This window comes from Novosphingobium album (ex Liu et al. 2023) (assembly GCF_029076845.1).
Taxonomy (GTDB): Bacteria; Pseudomonadota; Alphaproteobacteria; order Sphingomonadales; family Sphingomonadaceae; genus Novosphingobium.
The window spans coordinates 96,448-113,357 of the sequence record NZ_JARESE010000062.1 but is presented as its reverse complement, the minus strand read 5'-3'; the positions used below and the strand labels follow the sequence as shown (position 1 = coordinate 113,357).

At 66.1% G+C, this 16,910-nt stretch carries 13 protein-coding genes; 11 read left to right on the top strand and 2 right to left on the bottom strand.

From position 1 onward, the window contains the following. Positions 1–63: 63 nt before the first annotated feature. A complete protein-coding gene (locus tag PYV00_RS17685) occupies positions 64–3,006 on the bottom strand; it encodes an Rne/Rng family ribonuclease (protein WP_275229604.1) in 2,943 nt (980 codons plus the stop codon). Between the two features lie 569 nt (positions 3,007–3,575). Between PYV00_RS17685 and PYV00_RS17680 the strand changes: the two genes are divergently transcribed. The 8 genes from PYV00_RS17680 (at position 3,576) to PYV00_RS17645 (ending at position 12,845) form a co-directional block, all read left to right on the top strand. Continuing rightward, positions 3,576–4,442 carry an N-acetylmuramoyl-L-alanine amidase family protein gene (locus PYV00_RS17680; RefSeq protein ID WP_275229603.1) on the top strand — a complete coding sequence of 289 codons (867 nt, stop codon included), beginning with the start codon at positions 3,576–3,578 and terminating at the stop codon, positions 4,440–4,442. A gap of 51 nt (positions 4,443–4,493) precedes the next feature. After that, entirely contained in the window at positions 4,494–7,016 is a 2,523-nt protein-coding gene (locus PYV00_RS17675; protein ID WP_275229602.1) for a penicillin-binding protein 1A, read from the top strand. Positions 7,017–7,136: 120 nt separating this feature from the next. Then, complete coding sequence (locus PYV00_RS17670; protein ID WP_275229601.1) at positions 7,137–8,201, top strand: alpha/beta hydrolase; 1,065 nt, start codon at positions 7,137–7,139, stop codon at positions 8,199–8,201. A gap of 31 nt (positions 8,202–8,232) precedes the next feature. Further along, on the top strand, positions 8,233–8,694 hold the full coding sequence (locus tag PYV00_RS17665; protein WP_275229599.1) for a MarR family winged helix-turn-helix transcriptional regulator: 462 nt from the start codon (positions 8,233–8,235) through the stop codon (positions 8,692–8,694). Between the two features lie 16 nt (positions 8,695–8,710). After that, a complete protein-coding gene (locus tag PYV00_RS17660) occupies positions 8,711–9,778 on the top strand; it encodes a phosphotransferase family protein (RefSeq protein ID WP_275229598.1) in 1,068 nt (355 codons plus the stop codon). Positions 9,779–9,812: 34 nt separating this feature from the next. Beyond that, a complete protein-coding gene (locus tag PYV00_RS17655) occupies positions 9,813–11,117 on the top strand; it encodes an acyl-CoA dehydrogenase family protein (RefSeq protein ID WP_275229597.1) in 1,305 nt (434 codons plus the stop codon). Further along, complete coding sequence (locus PYV00_RS17650; RefSeq protein ID WP_275229596.1) at positions 11,117–11,857, top strand: SDR family NAD(P)-dependent oxidoreductase; 741 nt, start codon at positions 11,117–11,119, stop codon at positions 11,855–11,857. The genes PYV00_RS17655 and PYV00_RS17650 overlap by 1 nt, the downstream gene beginning before the upstream one ends. Positions 11,858–11,867: 10 nt before the next feature. After that, positions 11,868–12,845, top strand: coding sequence for an NADPH:quinone oxidoreductase family protein (locus PYV00_RS17645; RefSeq protein ID WP_275229595.1), 978 nt, complete (start codon positions 11,868–11,870; stop codon positions 12,843–12,845). 18 nt (positions 12,846–12,863) lie between these two features. Here the strand turns inward: PYV00_RS17645 and PYV00_RS17640 are convergent, their stop codons facing one another. Further along, entirely contained in the window at positions 12,864–13,913 is a 1,050-nt protein-coding gene (locus PYV00_RS17640; RefSeq protein ID WP_275229594.1) for an AraC family transcriptional regulator, read from the bottom strand. Between the two features lie 210 nt (positions 13,914–14,123). Here PYV00_RS17640 and PYV00_RS17635 point away from each other — a divergent pair, with 210 nt between their 5' ends. The 3 genes from PYV00_RS17635 to PYV00_RS17625 all read left to right on the top strand — a co-directional run bounded on the left by PYV00_RS17635 (position 14,124) and on the right by PYV00_RS17625 (position 16,723). Further along, positions 14,124–15,098 (top strand): enoyl-CoA hydratase/isomerase family protein, encoded by a 975-nt coding sequence (locus tag PYV00_RS17635; RefSeq protein ID WP_275229593.1) that lies wholly within the window; start codon positions 14,124–14,126, stop codon positions 15,096–15,098. Between the two features lie 171 nt (positions 15,099–15,269). After that, positions 15,270–16,301 carry a helix-turn-helix transcriptional regulator gene (locus PYV00_RS17630; RefSeq protein ID WP_275229592.1) on the top strand — a complete coding sequence of 344 codons (1,032 nt, stop codon included), beginning with the start codon at positions 15,270–15,272 and terminating at the stop codon, positions 16,299–16,301. A 44-nt stretch (positions 16,302–16,345) separates the two neighbouring features. After that, complete coding sequence (locus tag PYV00_RS17625) at positions 16,346–16,723, top strand: DUF4286 family protein (protein ID WP_275229591.1); 378 nt, start codon at positions 16,346–16,348, stop codon at positions 16,721–16,723. Positions 16,724–16,910: the final 187 nt, after the last annotated feature.

Genomic DNA, 16,910 nt, shown 5'->3' with positions numbered 1-16,910 from the left:
ATATCAGCGCAGGCTGACACCCTTCCCGGCGGTGGCCGGGAAGGGTGTCAGCCATGGGCAAGCTCAGTTGCCGAAGGTGCGCTGCCACCAGCCGCGACGCGGCTTGCCGTCGTCGCCGTCTTCGGACGCATGGACGTCCGCAGCATGGGCCTCGACCGGCTGTTCGGCCGCGTTCGCGGCTTCGGCCGGAATGGCCAGTTCGGGCTCACCGGCGGCCGGCTCGATCGCCAGAGGCTGGCTCACGGGCGCTTCGTCGGTGACGGGCGCGCTTGCTTCGGGCGCGGCGGCTGCCTTGGCGCGGCGGGTGCGCTTGGGCTTTTCCACGACCGCGACCGCTTCGGGCGCATCGACTTCGGCCTCGACGACCTTCTTGCGGCGGGTGCGCTTGGGCTTTTCCACGATGTCGGCCGGCTCGGGGAGCACCTCGGAGACCACCTCGGGGGCCGTTTCGCCAACGGCCGCCTCGCCAGCCACCGCTTCGACCGCATCACCAGCGGCTTCGACCACCGGCGCGGCAGTGTCCGCCTTCTTGCGACGCGTGCGCTTGGGCTTTTCGGCGGGCGCTGCGATGCTGGCCGGTTCCTCGGCCGGCGCGCTCTTGCGGCGACGGCTGCGCTTGGGCGCGGGTTCGGCGGCTTCGACCAGCTCGGCCTCGGCGACCGGAGCCGGCTCGGCGTAGCTCACCGGCTCGGGCGCGATCGGTTCGGCCTCGTCACGATAAGGCTCCGCTTCGGCATAGGCGTCCGCATCATCGCGGGCTTCGCCCTCGAATTCGGCATCCGTCTCGCCGGCGGGCGCTTCGCCGCCCTCGTTCTCGCCGCCACGGCCACGACCGCGCCGACGGCGGCCACCGCGACGCCGGCGCTTGCGCGGGGCGTCGCCATCTTCGGCCGTGGTGGTTTCGAACGTGCCTTCGCTCTCGCTCTCGCTCTCGCTCTCGCCTTCGGCGTCGCCTTCCGCTTCGGCCTCGCCATCGTCCTCGGCGTCGAACTCGCCGGAGGTCTCGCCCGGCTGGTCCTCGCGGCGATCGCGATTGCGGCCGCGCCGGCGCTTGCGCCGCTTGCGGCGGGCGCCGCCGTCCGAACCCTCATCGGAGGTTTCGGCTTCTTCCGCTTCCTCGAACTCGTCTTCCTCGGGATAGACTTCGTCGTCATCATCAAGGTCGATGATCGGTTCGAACACAGGCGGGTTCTCAAGCCGCGGGCCCGAAGAGGCCACGCGCATCTTGGCGCCTTCGTTCTCGCCCTCGGGAATGACTTCGACCGAAACGCCGTAACGCATTTCGATGTCGGCCAGATCGGCGCGCTTGGCGTTGAGCAGGTAGACCGCCGCCTCGGTGCTGGCGAACAGCGAGATCACGCTGCCCTTGCCCTTGGCCGCCTCGTCCTCGATCAGGCGCAGCGCCGAAAGGCCGGCCGAGCTGGCGGTGCGGACCAGACCCGTACCGTCGCAGTGCGGGCACGAACGCGTCGTCGCTTCGAGCACGCCGGTGCGCAGGCGCTGGCGGCTCATTTCCATCAGGCCGAAGCTGGAGATGCGGCCGACCTGGATGCGCGCGCGATCGTTCTTGAGCGCGTCCTTCATCGCCTTCTCGACCTTACGGACGTTCGACCCGTATTCCATGTCGATGAAGTCGATGACGACGAGGCCGGCCATGTCGCGCAGGCGCAACTGGCGGGCGATCTCGTGCGCGGCTTCGAGGTTGGTGTTGAGCGCGGTCGCCTCGATGCCGTATTCCTTGGTGGAACGGCCCGAGTTGATGTCGATCGAAACCAGCGCCTCGGTCGGGTTGATGACGATGTAGCCGCCGGAACGAAGCTGGACCACCGGATCGTACATCGCGGTAAGCTGGTCTTCCGCGCCATAGCGCTGGAACAGCGGCACCGGATCGAAATAGGGCTTCACCCGCCGCGCGTGGCTGGGCATCAGCAGCTTCATGAAATCCTTGGCCGCGCGATAGCCGTCTTCGCCCTCGACCACGACTTCCTCGATGTCGCGATTGTAGATGTCGCGGATCGCGCGCTTGATGAGGTCGCTGTCCGAATGGATCAGCGTCGGCGCGGAGGAGCGCAACGTGGTTTCGCGCAGGTCGTCCCACAGCCGGGCGAGATAGTCGAAATCGCGCTTGATCTCGGTCTTGGTGCGCGACAGGCCGGCGGTGCGCACGATGCAGCCCATCGAGCGCGGCAGGCTCAGTTCGGCGATGATCTGCTTCAGGCGCTTGCGGTCCGATGCCGAGCTGATCTTGCGGCTGATGCCGCCGCCGTGGCTCGAATTGGGCATGAGCACGCAATAGCGGCCGGCGAGGCTGAGGTACGTGGTCAGCGCCGCGCCCTTGTTGCCCCGTTCTTCCTTCACGACCTGCACCAGCAGCACCTGGCGCCGGTGGATCACATCCTGGATCTTGTAGCGGCGGCGCAGCGCCATGCGCTTGGCGCGCAGTTCGTCGGCTTCCTTGGAGCGGCCCTTGCCCTGGCGGCGGCGGCCGCGGCGGCGATTGCCGTCATCCTCGTCGGCCGAGCCTTCGCCATCCTCGTCGTCGTTATCGCCGTGTTCGAAGCCGTTCTCGACGTTGCCGGCCTCGATCGTCGCGACTTCGTACTTCTCGGACGTGTCGACCTCGGTCAGCCCGCCGTCGTCGAGCAGATCGTCGCCGTCCTCGGAACGTTCGTCGTCGTCATCGCCCTCGCTGGCGCGCAGCGCGGCTTCTTCCTCGGCGTGCGCGGCCTCTTCGGCCAGCAGCGCTTCGCGATCCTCGCGCGGGATCTGGTAATAGTCGGGATGGATTTCGCTGAAAGCGAGGAAACCGTGCCGGTTTCCGCCGAAGTCGACAAATGCGGCCTGCAGGGAAGGTTCTACCCGCGTGACTTTCGCCAGATAGATATTGCCCTTTATCTGCTTTCGGTCAGCCGATTCAAAGTCGAACTCGTCAATGCGGTTCCCCTTGAGTACCGCCACCCGCGTTTCTTCCGGGTGGCGCGCATCGATGAGCATGCGCGTTGCCATTGTATGATCTCCAGGCGCGCCGCGTTCCTGCTGGATATGCTGTCGCGGCGCGTGTGTGTGCGAAAATGCCCTGCGAGTGCGCAAACGCCTGGCCATGTGTGGCGGGGCCGTTCGCTTCGCGGGCGCTCGTGTGAAACGGGGTGGGGCAATCCAACGCCCAAACCCCGGCGTTCGTGTCTGCGAGCGGGAGAATGCGTGGCGAAAACGGACACGCATCGGATTGCCGCCCAGCCGGCCATGCCCGTTCGGGCGATGGCTGGAATGGCGGCAAATGGCTTCTCATGGCTCGCGTCAACCTGTTCGTACCCGGAAAGATTTTCCGGATTAGACGACCGGAACCCAGCTCGACCGATCCTGTCCGGCACCATGTAGGCGTTCAAAACCGGAATACGAGGACCGAAAGCTGACATGCCCGGGTCGAAAGGGCCTAGCATTCATAACCTTGGACAGCAAGTTCCTTGCCGTTAACCCTAGTTGGGGGTCCGTTAACAAAGTCTTCCGACAAACATTGGGAAGATCCCTGATCGGCCATTGCGGCCCGGACCTTCGCGCCCTAGTCAGGCCGCACCATGTCTCGCAGCATCCAGCTGGCCTTGCTCGTTGCCGTTCCGCTGGCCTTCCTCATTGCGATGATCGTGCTCGACCGGCAATACGGTTTTGCCGGCGGCGGATACGGCTATGTCGTGCGGATCGAACTGCCGCCCGCGAACGGCAGGATCGGCCTGCCCAGGATCGAGGGACCGCCCGATGCCAGCCGGCCGCTGGTGGTGATCGACCCGGGCCATGGCGGCTTCGATCCCGGCGCGGGGCAGGGGCAGGTGCGCGAAAAGGCCGTCGCGCTCCAGATCGCGCGCGCCATTCGTGACCGGCTGGTGGCGGGCGGCGGCATCCGCGTCGCGCTGACCCGCGATACCGACCGTTTCCTGACCCTGGGCGAGCGGCCGGACATCGCCCGGCGGCTGGGCGCGGACCTGTTCGTCTCGATCCACGCCGACAGCATCGACAACGATACGGCGCGCGGGGCCAGCGTCTATGTCCTGTCCGAGAAGGGATCGAGCGAGGCGGCCGCGCGCATCGCCCTGCGCGAGAACCAGGCAGACAAGATCAACGGCGTGTCGTTTTCCGAAACCAGCGACGCGGTCGATGCGATCCTGCTCGACCTGTCGCAGCGCGAGGCGCAGGCCGGCTCCTACGAAGCGGCCGAACTGGTGCTGCGCGAACTGAAGGGCAAGGTGCGGCTCCATCGCGAAGGCGTCGAAACCGCGGCGCTGGCCGTGCTCAAGGCGCCGGACATCCCCTCGGTCCTGTTCGAAACCGGCTACATCAGCAACCCGCAGGACGCGGAATACCTCAATTCCGGGGAAGGCCGGCAAACCATCGCCGCCGCCGCCGCGCAGGCGATCCGCGTGTTTTTCGCCCGGCGGGCCGGCGCATGAGGATCGAACCGCTGGCGCTGCGCGAATGGCTCATGCTAGAGGGCCGTCGCGATGAGTGAGACCGCCGACCCCGCCCCCGAGAACCTGCGCTACCGGATTCGACGCGACGCGGGTGGCGCGCTGGCGTGGATCGGCACGGCCTGGCGTGAGCGCAAGTGGCTGCGCCGGCTGGCGATTGCCGGCGGCGTGCTGCTCGCCGCGCTGATCGTCTTCTGGATCGTGCTGACGCGCAACCTGCCGTCGGCCGACAAGCTGCTCGATTACCAGCCGCCCTTGCCGACCATGGTGCGCGGCATTGATGGCGAGATCGTCTACAGCTATGCCCGCGAAAGGCGCGTGCAGCTGCGTTATGTCGATTTCCCGACGCCGCTGGTGAACGCGTTCCTTTCGGCCGAGGACAAGACGTTCTGGACGCATGGCGGCGTCGATTACACCGGCCTGCTGGGCGCGGTGTTCGATTATGCCGCCAAGCTGGGTTCGGGCGAGCGCGCCAAGGGCGGTTCCACCATCACCCAGCAGGTGGCCAAGAACATCCTGATCGGGGACGAATATTCGGTCACGCGCAAGCTGAAGGAAATGGTGCTGGCCCGCCGCATCGAAGGCGTGCTGAGCAAGCAGCAGATCCTGGAGCTTTATCTCAACGAGATTCCGCTTGGCCGGCAGAGCTTTGGCGTGCAGGCCGCCGCGCGCGCCTATTTCGGCAAGGACGTGGGCGACCTGAAGCTGAACGAGGCGGCGTTCCTGGCCATTCTGCCCAAGGCGCCCGAACGCTATGGCCGCAAGAAATACGAAGGCATGGCGATCGCGCGCCGCAACTACGTGCTCGACCAGATGGTCGACAACGGCTGGGCGACGCGCGCCGAGGCGGACGAGGCCAAGGCCCAGCCGCTCGGCCTGATCCCGCGCCAGGGCCAGAACTACGATCCGGCCACGGGCTATTTCGTGGAGGAAGTGCGCCGCCGCCTGATCGACCGCTACGGCGAAACCGCCGAGGATGGCCCGCTCAGCGTCTATGCCGGCGGCCTGTGGGTGCGCACCTCGCTCGACATGGAAATGCAGAAGGCGGTGCAGGATGCCTTGCGCGCCGGCCTGCTGCGGTTCCATGCGGGCCGCGGCTGGACCGGGCCGATCGCGCATATCGACGATCTGGACAACTGGCAGTCGCAGCTCGTCGTTTCGAACAAGACGATCAATTATGAGAACTGGCGCGTGGGCGTCATCCTCGATGCGGCGAACGGCTCCGGGCGGATCGGCTTTGCCGATGGCGCGACCGCGCAGCTGGGCAACGTGCCCGACAAGGCGAAGGCCGGCGATGTCATCGTCGCCGCGCCGGTTGGCACGAACAGCTATGCCGTGCGCACGATCCCCGAGGTTTCGGGCGGCATGGTGATCGAGCAGCCGGCCAGCGGGCGCATCCTGGCGCTGCAAGGCGGGTTCGATGCCGGGCTCGGCTCGTTCAACCGGGCGACGCAGGCGATGCGCCAGCCCGGATCGACCATCAAGCCCTTCGTCTATGCCACCGGCCTCGATGCGGGCATGACGCCCGCGACGCACGTGCTGGACGGCACGTTCTGCGTCTATCAGGGCGGGCGGCTGGGCCAGAAATGCTTCCGCAACTTCGGCGGCGGCGGCGGCAGCGGCAACCACACGATGCGCTGGGGCCTGGAACAGTCGCGCAACCTGATGACGGTGCGCATCGCCAACGACGCGGGCATGAACCGCGTCATCCGCACGTTCAAGAACGTGGGTATCGGCGAATACAAGCCCTATCTCTCGTTCGCGCTGGGCGCGGGCGAGACGAGCGTGTCGCGCATGGTCAATGCCTATTCGGCGCTGGCCAACAACGGCGTGCAGTATCCCGCGTCGGTGATCGACTATGTGCAGGATCGCAACGGCAAGGTGATCTGGCGGGGTGACGATCGCCGCTGCATCGGCTGCAACATGGCCGAATGGGATGGCAAGCCGATGCCGCGCATCGACCGGCGCGGCAAGCAGGTGATGGACCCGGACACCGCTTTCCAGGTCGTCCATATGCTGACCGGCGTGATCATTCGCGGCACCGCCGTGGTGCTGCGCGATCTCGACATGCCGCTGTTCGGCAAGACGGGCACGACCAGCGGGCCGACCGACGTGTGGTTCGTCGGCGGGTCGCAGGACTATGTCGCGGGCGTCTATCTCGGCTACGATACGCCGCGCTCGCTGGGCGGCTATGCGCAAGGCGGGCGCGTGGCGGCGCCGATCTTCAAGCAGGTGGTGCTGAACACGAAGGAGCGCTGGGGGCACCAGCCCTTCATCGCGCCGGCCGGCGTGCGGATGGTGCGGATCGACCGCGTCTCGGGCAAGCAGGTGATGGGCGTGGAGCCGGGCAACGATCCCAAGGCCGGGGTGATCTGGGAAGCCTTCAAGCCCGATACCGAGCCGCGCCAGTACACGCCCGAGGACGAATTCGCCAAGAAGCGCGACGCGCTGATCGCCCAGCTTCGGGCCGTGCAGCGGCAGCGCTCGGACGTGCAGCGCCAGGCCGCGCCGAGCGAGGCGAAGAACTTCGCGGAAGAGCAGGGCGGGGTCTACTGACGGGGCACAAGCGTCCCGAGAAATGCCCTTTCACCTGCTCCGCGTAATGTCTGGCACGTTGCCCCCCGGTCCTTGCGCCGGGGGGCGCGGCACGATCAGAATAGGGGAAGGGAGAGGACAATGGCACGTTCACGATTCGTGGGTCTGGCTCTTGCGGCTTGCTGCGCGGGGCTGGCGATGGCGCCGCAGGCGCTGCTGGCGAAGGACGCCGCGGTGGCGGCGCGGGCCAGCGAGGCGGCCCCTTATGTCCGGCCTGACGTCAAGGCGTTCCTCGAACGGTTCAATGCCAATCCCCCGCCCCCGTTCACGCGCGAATTCCTGGCGATGGTCCGCAAGCTGCCGCCCGATGCCGTGCCCTCGCAGGATCTCCCGCCGGGCGATCTGGCGGTGATGGCCGATTACGAGATGCCCGGCCCCGGCGGCCCGCTGAAGCTGCGGCTGTTCGATGCGCGGGCCGATCGCGCGCCCGGCCCGGTCGTCGTGTTCTACCACGGCGGCGGCTATGTGATGGGCAGCATCGATTCCTACGCGGGCTTCGCAGCGGAAATGGCGCGCGCGCTGGATCTGCCGGTGGTCTCGGTCGAATATCGTCTTGCGCCCGAGCATCCCTGGCCCGCCGCGCCCGACGATGGCGAGGCGGCGGCGCGCTGGATCGCGGCGAACGGCGCCGCCATGGGCCGGTCCTTCACCGGCCTTGTCCTGAGCGGTGACAGCGCGGGCGGCAACCTGACGCTGGTGACGGCGGCGGCGCTGCGCGACAGGCCGGCGGCGCTGCCGGTGATCATGCAGATTCCGATCTATCCGGCCACCGACTTCGTGAACGACTATCCCTCGCTCAAAACCTTTGCCGAGGGCTATCTGCTCGATGCCGGGAGCACCGCGCTGTTCCAGCAGCATTACGCGGCCGATCCCAAGAGCCTGCGCGCCTCGCCGCTGCTGGGCGATCTTGCCGGCCTGCCGCCCACGGTGCTGGTCACGGCCGGGCTCGATCCCCTGCGCGATCAGGGCCGCGCCTATGCCGCCAAGCTGATCGCCGCGGGCGTGCCGACGGCCTATTACGAAGGCAAGGGCCTGATCCACGGCTTTGCCACTTTCCGCAAGGTGATCCCATCGGCCCAGCGCGACGTGACCGCGTTTTTCGCCCTGGCGCACACGATGCTCGAAAGTCTCGATCAGCCAGATTGACTCGATCATGTCAAAATGACACGATCGAGTCATGGAGAGGAAATTCGCGTCCCGCCACCCGCTGGTGGGCCTGGTCGATGAGACCAGCCGGCTGCATGGCCGCCTGAAAAGCGCGTTCGCCGCCGCGCGCCAGTCGGTCGGCCTCGGTCCGTCCGAAAGCATGGTGCTGAACGCGGTGGTGGAGGCGGAGCGGCCGCCAACGGTCGCGCAGATCGGCCGTTCGCTGGGCTTTCCGCGCCAGATCGTCCAGCGCGCGGCCAATGCGCTGCGCGACGCGGGCCTGCTCGAAGCCGCCGACAATCCCGATCACAAGCGCGCGGCGCTGCTGGTCCCTACCGAACGCGGCATCGCGCTCAAGCGGCAGGCCGATGCCATGGCGGACGCCATCGCCGAGGAACTGATCCCCGCGCTCGACATGCAGGACGTGCACGAGGCGATCGAGGCGCTGCACAAGATCCGCAAACAACTTGAAGCGCGGCTGCGCGCGCGCTGAACCGGAAGAGGACGCGATGGAAGCGAATATCGACGAACTGGCGCCGCTGGGCAAACTCACCGAATGGCTCGATGCCCATGTGCCCGAGCTTGGCCAGGCACCGCTGAAGCGCGAACTGCTGCATGGCGGCACGTCGAACGTGGTGCTTTCGCTCGATCGTGGCGGATTGCCCATGGTGCTGCGCCGGCCGCCGGCGGTGCCGCCGCCGGGCGCCGAAAAGGGCGTGCTGCGCGAGGCGCGCATCCTCACCGCGCTGAACCGGACCGACGTTCCGCACCCGCATTGCTATGGTTCGTGCGAGGATGCCGATGTCATCGGCCGGCCGTTCTACGTGATGGAGCGCGTCAACGGCTGGGCGCCGAACTTGCGCGACGAGCGCATCCATAACGAGCCGCCGTTCGACCAGATGCCTTATGAATACGGCATTCCCTTCGCCATCGTCGATGGCCTGATCAAGCTGGCCAATGTCGATTACATCGCGATCGGGCTGGAGGATTTCGGCAAGCCGGGCAAGTTCCTGGAACGCCAGGTGGATCGCTGGGCCGGCCAGCTTGCTTCCTACAAGCAGCGCTATGGCTATGAAGGCCGCTTCCTGCCCGGCTATGCCGAGACAGAGGCGTGGCTGCGCGCCAATGTGCTGCAAAACGAAGTGCGCGGCATCATCCACGGCGATGTCGGCACGCCGAACATGATGTTCCAGTGGGGTCCGCCCGCGCGACTGGCGGCGATGATCGACTGGGAACTCTCGACGATCGGCGATCCGATGCTCGACCTGGGCTGGTTCACCGGCGGGATGCGGGACGAGAACGATCCCGGCAAGGAATTTCCCACCGCGCTCAACAATCCGGCCAACTTCCCGACCAAGCAGGAACTGGCGCGCTATTACTGCGCCGGCACTGGCCGCGACATCCGCGATTTCGAGTATTTCTCGATCCTGGCCAAGTTTAAGTCGGGTTGCCTGCTGGAATACAAGGTGGCGCAGGCCGAAGCCGGGATACTGCCCAGGGAAACCGGCCGGTTCTTCTCGCGCATCGTCGAAAGCTGCTTTGCGGAGTCGGCGGCCCAGGTCGCCCGGCTCGGATAAATTCGGCCTCGCGGCGAGGCCACAGGAGGATGTCATGATTGATTTCAGCGTAGATCCCGAATTCCAGAAGAAGCTCGACTGGATGAACCAGTTCGTCCGCGAGGAATGCGAGACGATGGACCTGCTGTTTCCCGAGCAGGGCGCGCAGTTCGATCCGAACTATACCGCCGCCCGCCGTCACCTCAAGCCGCTGCAGGAACAGGTCAAGGCGCAGGGCCTGTGGGCCTGCCACCTGGGGCCGCATCTGGGCGGGCCGGGCTATGGCCAGGTCAAGCTGGCGCTGATGAACGAGATCATCGGCCGGTCGCCCTGGGCGCCGGTGGTCTTCGGCACGGCCGCGCCGGACACCGGCAATGCCGAGATCCTGGCGCTGTTCGGCACGCCCGATCAGAAGCAGCGCTATCTCGGGCCGCTGATGGCGGGCGAGATCGTCTCGTGCTTTTCGATGACCGAGCCGCAAGGCGGGGCCGATCCGGGCGAATTTACCTGCAGCGCCCGGCGCGAGGGCGACGAATGGGTGATCGAAGGCGAGAAGTGGTTTTCCTCCAACGCCAAGTTCGCCACCTTCCTGCTCGTCATCGCCGTGACCGATGCTGAAGCGAAGCTGACCGAGCGGATGAGCATGTTCATCGTGCCCACCGATACGCCGGGCATCGAAATCCTGCGCAATGTCGCGATCGCGGGCGACTTCGATCCCGAGAACGGCCATCACGCGCATATCCGCTACAATTCGGTGCGCGTGCCGCTGGACCACATGCTCGGCAATCCTGGCGAGGGCTTCAAGGTGGCGCAGGCGCGGCTGGGCGGCGGGCGCATCCATCACGCGATGCGCACCGTCGGCATTTGCCAGCGCGCGCTCGACATGATGCTGGAACGCGCGGTTTCGCGGCGCACGCGCGGACGGATGCTGGGCGATCACCAGCTTGTCCAGGCCAAGATCGCCGATTCGATCATCGCGCTCGAACAGTTTCGCCTGCTCGTGCTCAAGACCGCGTGGCTGATCGACGAGGTCGAGGCCGGCCGCTTGCCGCACGGCGCCGCGCGCAACCACATCGGCATGTGCAAGGTGGGCCTCGCCACGTTGTATCACGATGTGGTCGGCCGCGCGCTGGAAGTGCACGGTTCGCTGGGCATCTCGCTCGATATGCCGCTGGCCAAGTGGTATGGCGGGCACATGGCGCTGGCTTTCGCCGACGGGCCGACCGACGTGCACCGCTCGCAGCTCGCGCGCGCCTATCTCAAGAAGGCGGTGCCGGCGGACGGCCTGTTCCCCCGCGAGCATATCCCCACGCGCACGGCGGCCGCGCTGGCCCGCTATCCTGACGCGCGGGACGGCTGATGGACCCGCTGTTCGACTTCACCGGCAAGGTGGCGCTTGTCACCGGCGGCTCGCGCGGGCTGGGCTATCAGATGGTCAGGGCATTCGCGGAGCGCGGGGCGGACGTCATCATCGCCAGCCGCAAGCTGGAGAATTGCGAGGCGGTGGCCGCCGAATGCCGCGCATTGGGCCGCCGGGCGCTGGCCCTTTCCGCCCACGTCGGCCGCTGGGACGCGTGCGACCGGCTGATCGAGGAAGCCTACGCCGCGTTCGGGCATGTGGATATCCTTGTGAACAACGCGGGGATGAGCCCGGCGATGCCGAGCCATGAAGTGACCGAGAAGCTGTTCGACGCGGTGGTGAACCTCAACTTCAAGGGGCCGTTCCGCCTGGCCAGCCAGATCGCCAGGCGGATGTTCGATGGCGAAGGGGGCTGTATCATCAACGTATCCTCGTCGGGATCGCTGATGCCGCTGCCCAACACCGTGCCTTACGGTTCGTCCAAGGCCGCGCTCAACGCCATGTCGAAAAGCCTTGCCTGGGAATATGCCCCCAAGGTGCGGGTGAACACGCTTTCGCCCGGCGCTTTCCGCACCGATATCGTGCAGGCCTGGCCGGACAAGGGGCAGGGGCCGATCGCCATCCCGCGTGGCCACGCCGCCGAGCCGGAGGACATCGTCACCGCCGCGCTGTTCCTTGCCAGCCCCGCCTCGATCAACGTCACCGGATCGCTGGTGCGCTGCGATGGCGGGCAACATTAGGGAGAATCGTATGCCGCGCGCCGTCATCGGCAAGGAGTTCGGGCCGCCCGAAAGCTATGCCATCGAACAGTTCGATCCCGGCCCGCCGGGCGAAGGGCAGCTTCGCCTCGCGATCAAGGCGGCGGGGGTCTCGTTCGTCGACGTGCTCACCGCCATGGGGCAATACCAGTTCCACCCGCCGCTGCCGTTCATTCCCGGCAGCGAATACGCCGGCATTGTCGAGGCGGTGGGCGCGGGCGTGGCGGGCTTCGCGGCGGGAGACCGCGTCTTCGGCTCCAGCATGGGCGGGATCTTCGCCGAGGCGAACAATTTCCCGGCGGCGAACGTCAACAAGGTGCCCGGCGCGATGACGCTGGAAGCGGCGGCGGTCTTCCCGGTCAATTACCTGACCGCCTATTACGCGCTGGCCGATCGCGGGCGCGCGAAGCCGGGCGAGACCCTGCTGGTGCTGGGCGCGGCGGGCGGCACCGGCTTTGCCGCGATCCAGGTGGGCAAGCACCTGGGGCTGCGGGTGATCGCCTCGGCCTCAAGCCCGGAAAAGCAGGCGGCCGCGCTGGCGGGGGGCGCCGATGCGGTGGTGACGACGGGCGCGCCAGACTGGCGTGACCAGGTCAAGGCCGCCAACCATGGCCAGCCGATCGACATCGTGTTCGATGGCGTGGGCGGCGATGCCACCGAGCTGGCCTTCCGCACATTGGGCTATGACGGGCGCCACCTCGTCATCGGCTTTCCCGCCGGTATCGCCGCGCTCAAGACCAACCTGCCGCTGCTCAAGAGCGCGAGCCTGGTTGGCGTGCAGATGCGCGATCATTCGCTCAAGCGCCCGCAGGAGGCCGAAGCCAATCGCCGCAAGGTGATGGAGCTGGCCGGGGAAGGGATCTTCAACCCCACCATTGCCGAGCGCTATCCGATCGAGGACTACGTCACCGCGATGAACCGCGCCTTTTCCGGCAAGGCCGCCGGGCGCGTGGTGCTGGTGATGGACTGAAGGTAAATCGACGGGCTCTCAGCGGCTCGCGCGGAACTGTTGCGGGGTCATCCCGGTCCAGCGCTTGAACGCGCGGCCGAAGCTGGTCTGCTCGCCATAGCCGAGCCGGTCGGCGATCTCGTCGAGCGAGAGGCGGCCTTCGGCAAGGTGTGCCTTGGCCAGCGTCTCGCGCTGCCGCTCGACCAGTTCGGAAAACCGCGCGCCTTCGGCCGCTAGGCGCGATTGCAGCGTGCGCACCGACATGCCGGTCTTTTCCGCGCAGCGCTCGATCGCGCAATTGCCCGATGCCAGCGAGCCGCGAATATAGCTTTCCACCCGATCAACCATCGACTGGCTGTGCGCCGTGCGCACGCGTTCCAGATAGCTGCCGAGCAGGCGAAACAGCAGCCGGTTGGCGCTGGGTACCGGCTGTTCCAGCGCGTGCACCGGGAAGGCGACCGAGTTGCGGTTGCTGCGGCTCATCACCTTGCAGCCCAGCAGCTTTTCCAGTTCGGGCACGTCGGTCGCGCGGGAATCAGCCGAAAGGCTGATCCAGCTCGGCTTGAAGCCGGGGCCGCCCATTGCCTGCAGCAGCTTCACGTTGAGCATCGCCGCCTGATAGTTCGCCTGATCGTTCACCCCGATATCGGCATTGACCAGCCAGGTCAGCTCGGCGGTCTCGCGCCCTTCGATCAGCACCACCTCGCAATCGGGCGCATGGACCACGGGCAGGTAATCGATCAGGCAGCGGATGCCGGCGCGCACGGTGGGCGCGGCGCGGCACAGCGCGGTGACGCAGCCGAACACCTCGGGGTCCTGCAAGGTGGCCATGTGCAGCCCGAACAGCGGATCGTCGAAAGTGGTGCTGCAATATTCGAAGGTTTCGGCCAGTTGCTGCGGCGCGATCAGGCTTTCCGGGTCGGTCAGCACGCGTGCTTCCATGCCATGGCGCTCGACAATGCCGCGCGCGTCGCGGCCCATGGTCCGCGCGACACGGGCCAGCCCGGCGAAGTTGGCGGCGCGCACTTGCCCGCCGCCGGGCGCGACGTCGAGCGGTCCGTCAAGGCTGAAGAAGCTGGGTTGATCCATCGCGCGTATGTCCCTGGCGCCGCGGATGCCGCGTGCCGCGATCGGCTGGCCGGCGCCTGGCGCACAATATCGAGATGTCTGCGCCAATTGCCAATACCCCCTTGCTTGCCTGTGGCAGCACGCGGGCCAGCACAATCGGGTCAATCCTGATCCGGCCAATCACAGGCTGGCGATCATAAGCTGGCCAATCCTAAACGGGAGAGCGCGCGCATGGAAACCATAGCCGATCACAAGAAGGCGGCCGAAAAGCACGTCCTTTACGAAAAGAACCCCGCGACCAAGATCGCGACCATCACGTTCGACCGGCTCGACAAGCACAACACCGCCACGATCGGGATGCGCGCGCGCTTTGCCGAACTGGTGTTCCGCGCGAATATCGACGACGAGGTCAAGGTGCTGGTCATTCGCGGCGCGGGCGACAACCTAGGCAGCGGCGGCGACCTTGACGAGCACGGCGATCTCTATCTGAACCCGCAGCCGGGTGACAGCTTCCTGGTCGATCTGGAAATCGAGGACCCGGACGTGAAGTATCCGCCGCCGGGCAGCTTCCGCTATCTCCACGGGCTGACCGACTATTACGCCAAGGCCCGTTCGGGCAACCGCCCCTTGCAGGAATTCAAGAAGATCAGCATCATAGAGGCCAAGGGCTATTGCTATGGCTGGCACTTCTACCAGTGCGCCGATGCCGATCTGGTGGTCTCTTCGGATGATGCGCTGTTCGGCCACCCCTCGTTCCGCTATGCCGGCTGGGGCCCGCGCCTGTGGCAGTGGGCCGACATGATGGGCCCGCGCAAGTTCATGGAAATGCTGTTCACCGGCCGCCCGTTCACGGCGCAGGACATGTACGACTGCAACTTCATCAACAGTGTCGTCCAGCGCGACAGGCTGGAAGAGGAAACCGCCAAGTATGCCCACGCCTGCTCGATCACGCGGCCCAACGATACAGTGGTGGTGCAAAAGACCTTCATGGAACTCTACAAGCAGTATCGCGGCGAATACATGGGCAGCCTGCTGACCGGCTTCGTCGAAGGGATGCTGCCGGCGATGACAGATGATGGCGATGCCGATGTCAATCTGGGCAAGGGCAGCACGTTCAAGCAAGGCATCGGCAAGGTCGTGAAGAACAACGATCTCAATTATCCGGCCGACTGGCGCCTCAGCAAGCGCGGGCGCGGGAACCACTGAGGCCGGTGCTGGCCAGCCCGGCTGCGTGAAATGCAGACAGGTCCGCGCGGGCTGCATGGTGCTCCCCGCGCGGACAGCTATGCCTGAACGTGATAGAGTTGGCGCAAGCCGACCGGGAGCGAGCCTGCCGAAAAAGACAGATAGGGCTCGTCCTGCCTAGGGGAGAATGCCATGGCTGAAACACTTTTCGCGTTCGACAAGCGCAACTTCCGCGATTGCCAGACGATGTTCCGCGGCGATCGCCAGCAGGAATACTATCGCGGCGATTTCTGGATCGAGGATGCGTCGAATATCGATGTGCGATCCGAACGCAAGGCGATCGGCGCGATCTCGATCATCCGGCAGCGATCGCGGGCGAACCTGTTCTTCCGGCGATCGCGCCAGCACATCCGCGAGGATGCGACCGACCTTGCCATCCTGTGGTTCGTCAAGCACGGCGAGATCGCCTTTTCCAACCAGTGCGGCAACCGCACCGTTCGGCCGGGCGAGTTCGCCATCACCCGTTCGATGACGCCGTTCTTCATCGAATGCCGCACCGATGCCGATGGCGTCCATGAAATGCTGCACGTCACGGTGCCCACGCATATCCTGCGCGCGCATATCCGGCAGGATTTCAGCACCGGCCTGTTCATGCCGCTGGAACGGCCCGAACTGGCCATCGCCGAAAACCTGCTGACCGAGGTGTTCGAGGATGACGGCGGGCTGGGCGAGGATTCGGCCCGACTGCTGGTGGACGCCGCTTTCGCGGTGATCGGCAATGCGGTGTGCGCCAGCGAGGAATCCGGCCCTGCGCGCCAGACCATTGCCGACCGCCGCTTGCACGATGTGCTGCGCTTCATCGAAGTGCACCTTTCCGATCCGCAGCTTTCGACCACGATGGTGGCCAGGGGCTGCGGCATCAGCCCGCGCTATCTCTCGTTCCTGCTGCGGCTGAAGGAGACCTCGTTTTCCGAACTGGTGTGGGAACAGCGGCTGGCCAAGGCCAAGGCCTGGCTCGCCTCGTCCGATCCGCGCGACATCTCGATCAGCGAGATCGCCTATGGTGTCGGCTTCAAGAGCCCGGCGCACTTCAGCCGCATGTTCAAGCGCGTGTTCGGCGCCAACCCCCGCGAATATCGTGGCGAATGCGGCGATGAGGGAGCGCATCCGCAGCGGACCGAGGCTTTCGCGCCGATCTGTCCGGGCAGCGCTCTCTTGCAGTAATACCGCCGGGGCGGCGCTGGCGCGGGCTTGCATCGGCCTGACCGATGCCCAATGCTGCGCGCGATTTCATCGAGGAGGATGTCATGGCGAATCTGAAGCTGGTCGCGCTCACCACCCCGCAGCCGGGCCGGGAGCAGGAATATCACGACTGGTACAACAACGTGCATCTGCCCGAACTGGTCAACCAGCTCGGCATGGCCGGCGCCACCCGCTATGAGCTGGTCACCAAGCTGATGGGCGCGGATACCAACCAGTTCCTGGCGATCTATGACATCGAGGCCGACGATCCGATGGCCGTGCTTGGCCGGATGGGCGAGGCGGCACAATCGGGCAAGCTGACGCAAAGCGACGCGCAGGATTTCGGCACCTGCTACACCGCGCTGTTCCGGCAGATCGGCGAACGCGTGATGCCCGACGCCTGATCGGGCGCCTTTCGGATACACCACGCCCTCGTCGCTGGCGCGGCGGGGGCTTTTCTTTGGCGCGATCCAATTCCGCCGCTGTGACGGAACATTTCTCAAAGTGACATCGCGATGGAAGATGCTTGATCTGGAATGATCGGCATTTAGGTATCGAAATTCGTTATCTTGTAAGGATGAATTGAAAATT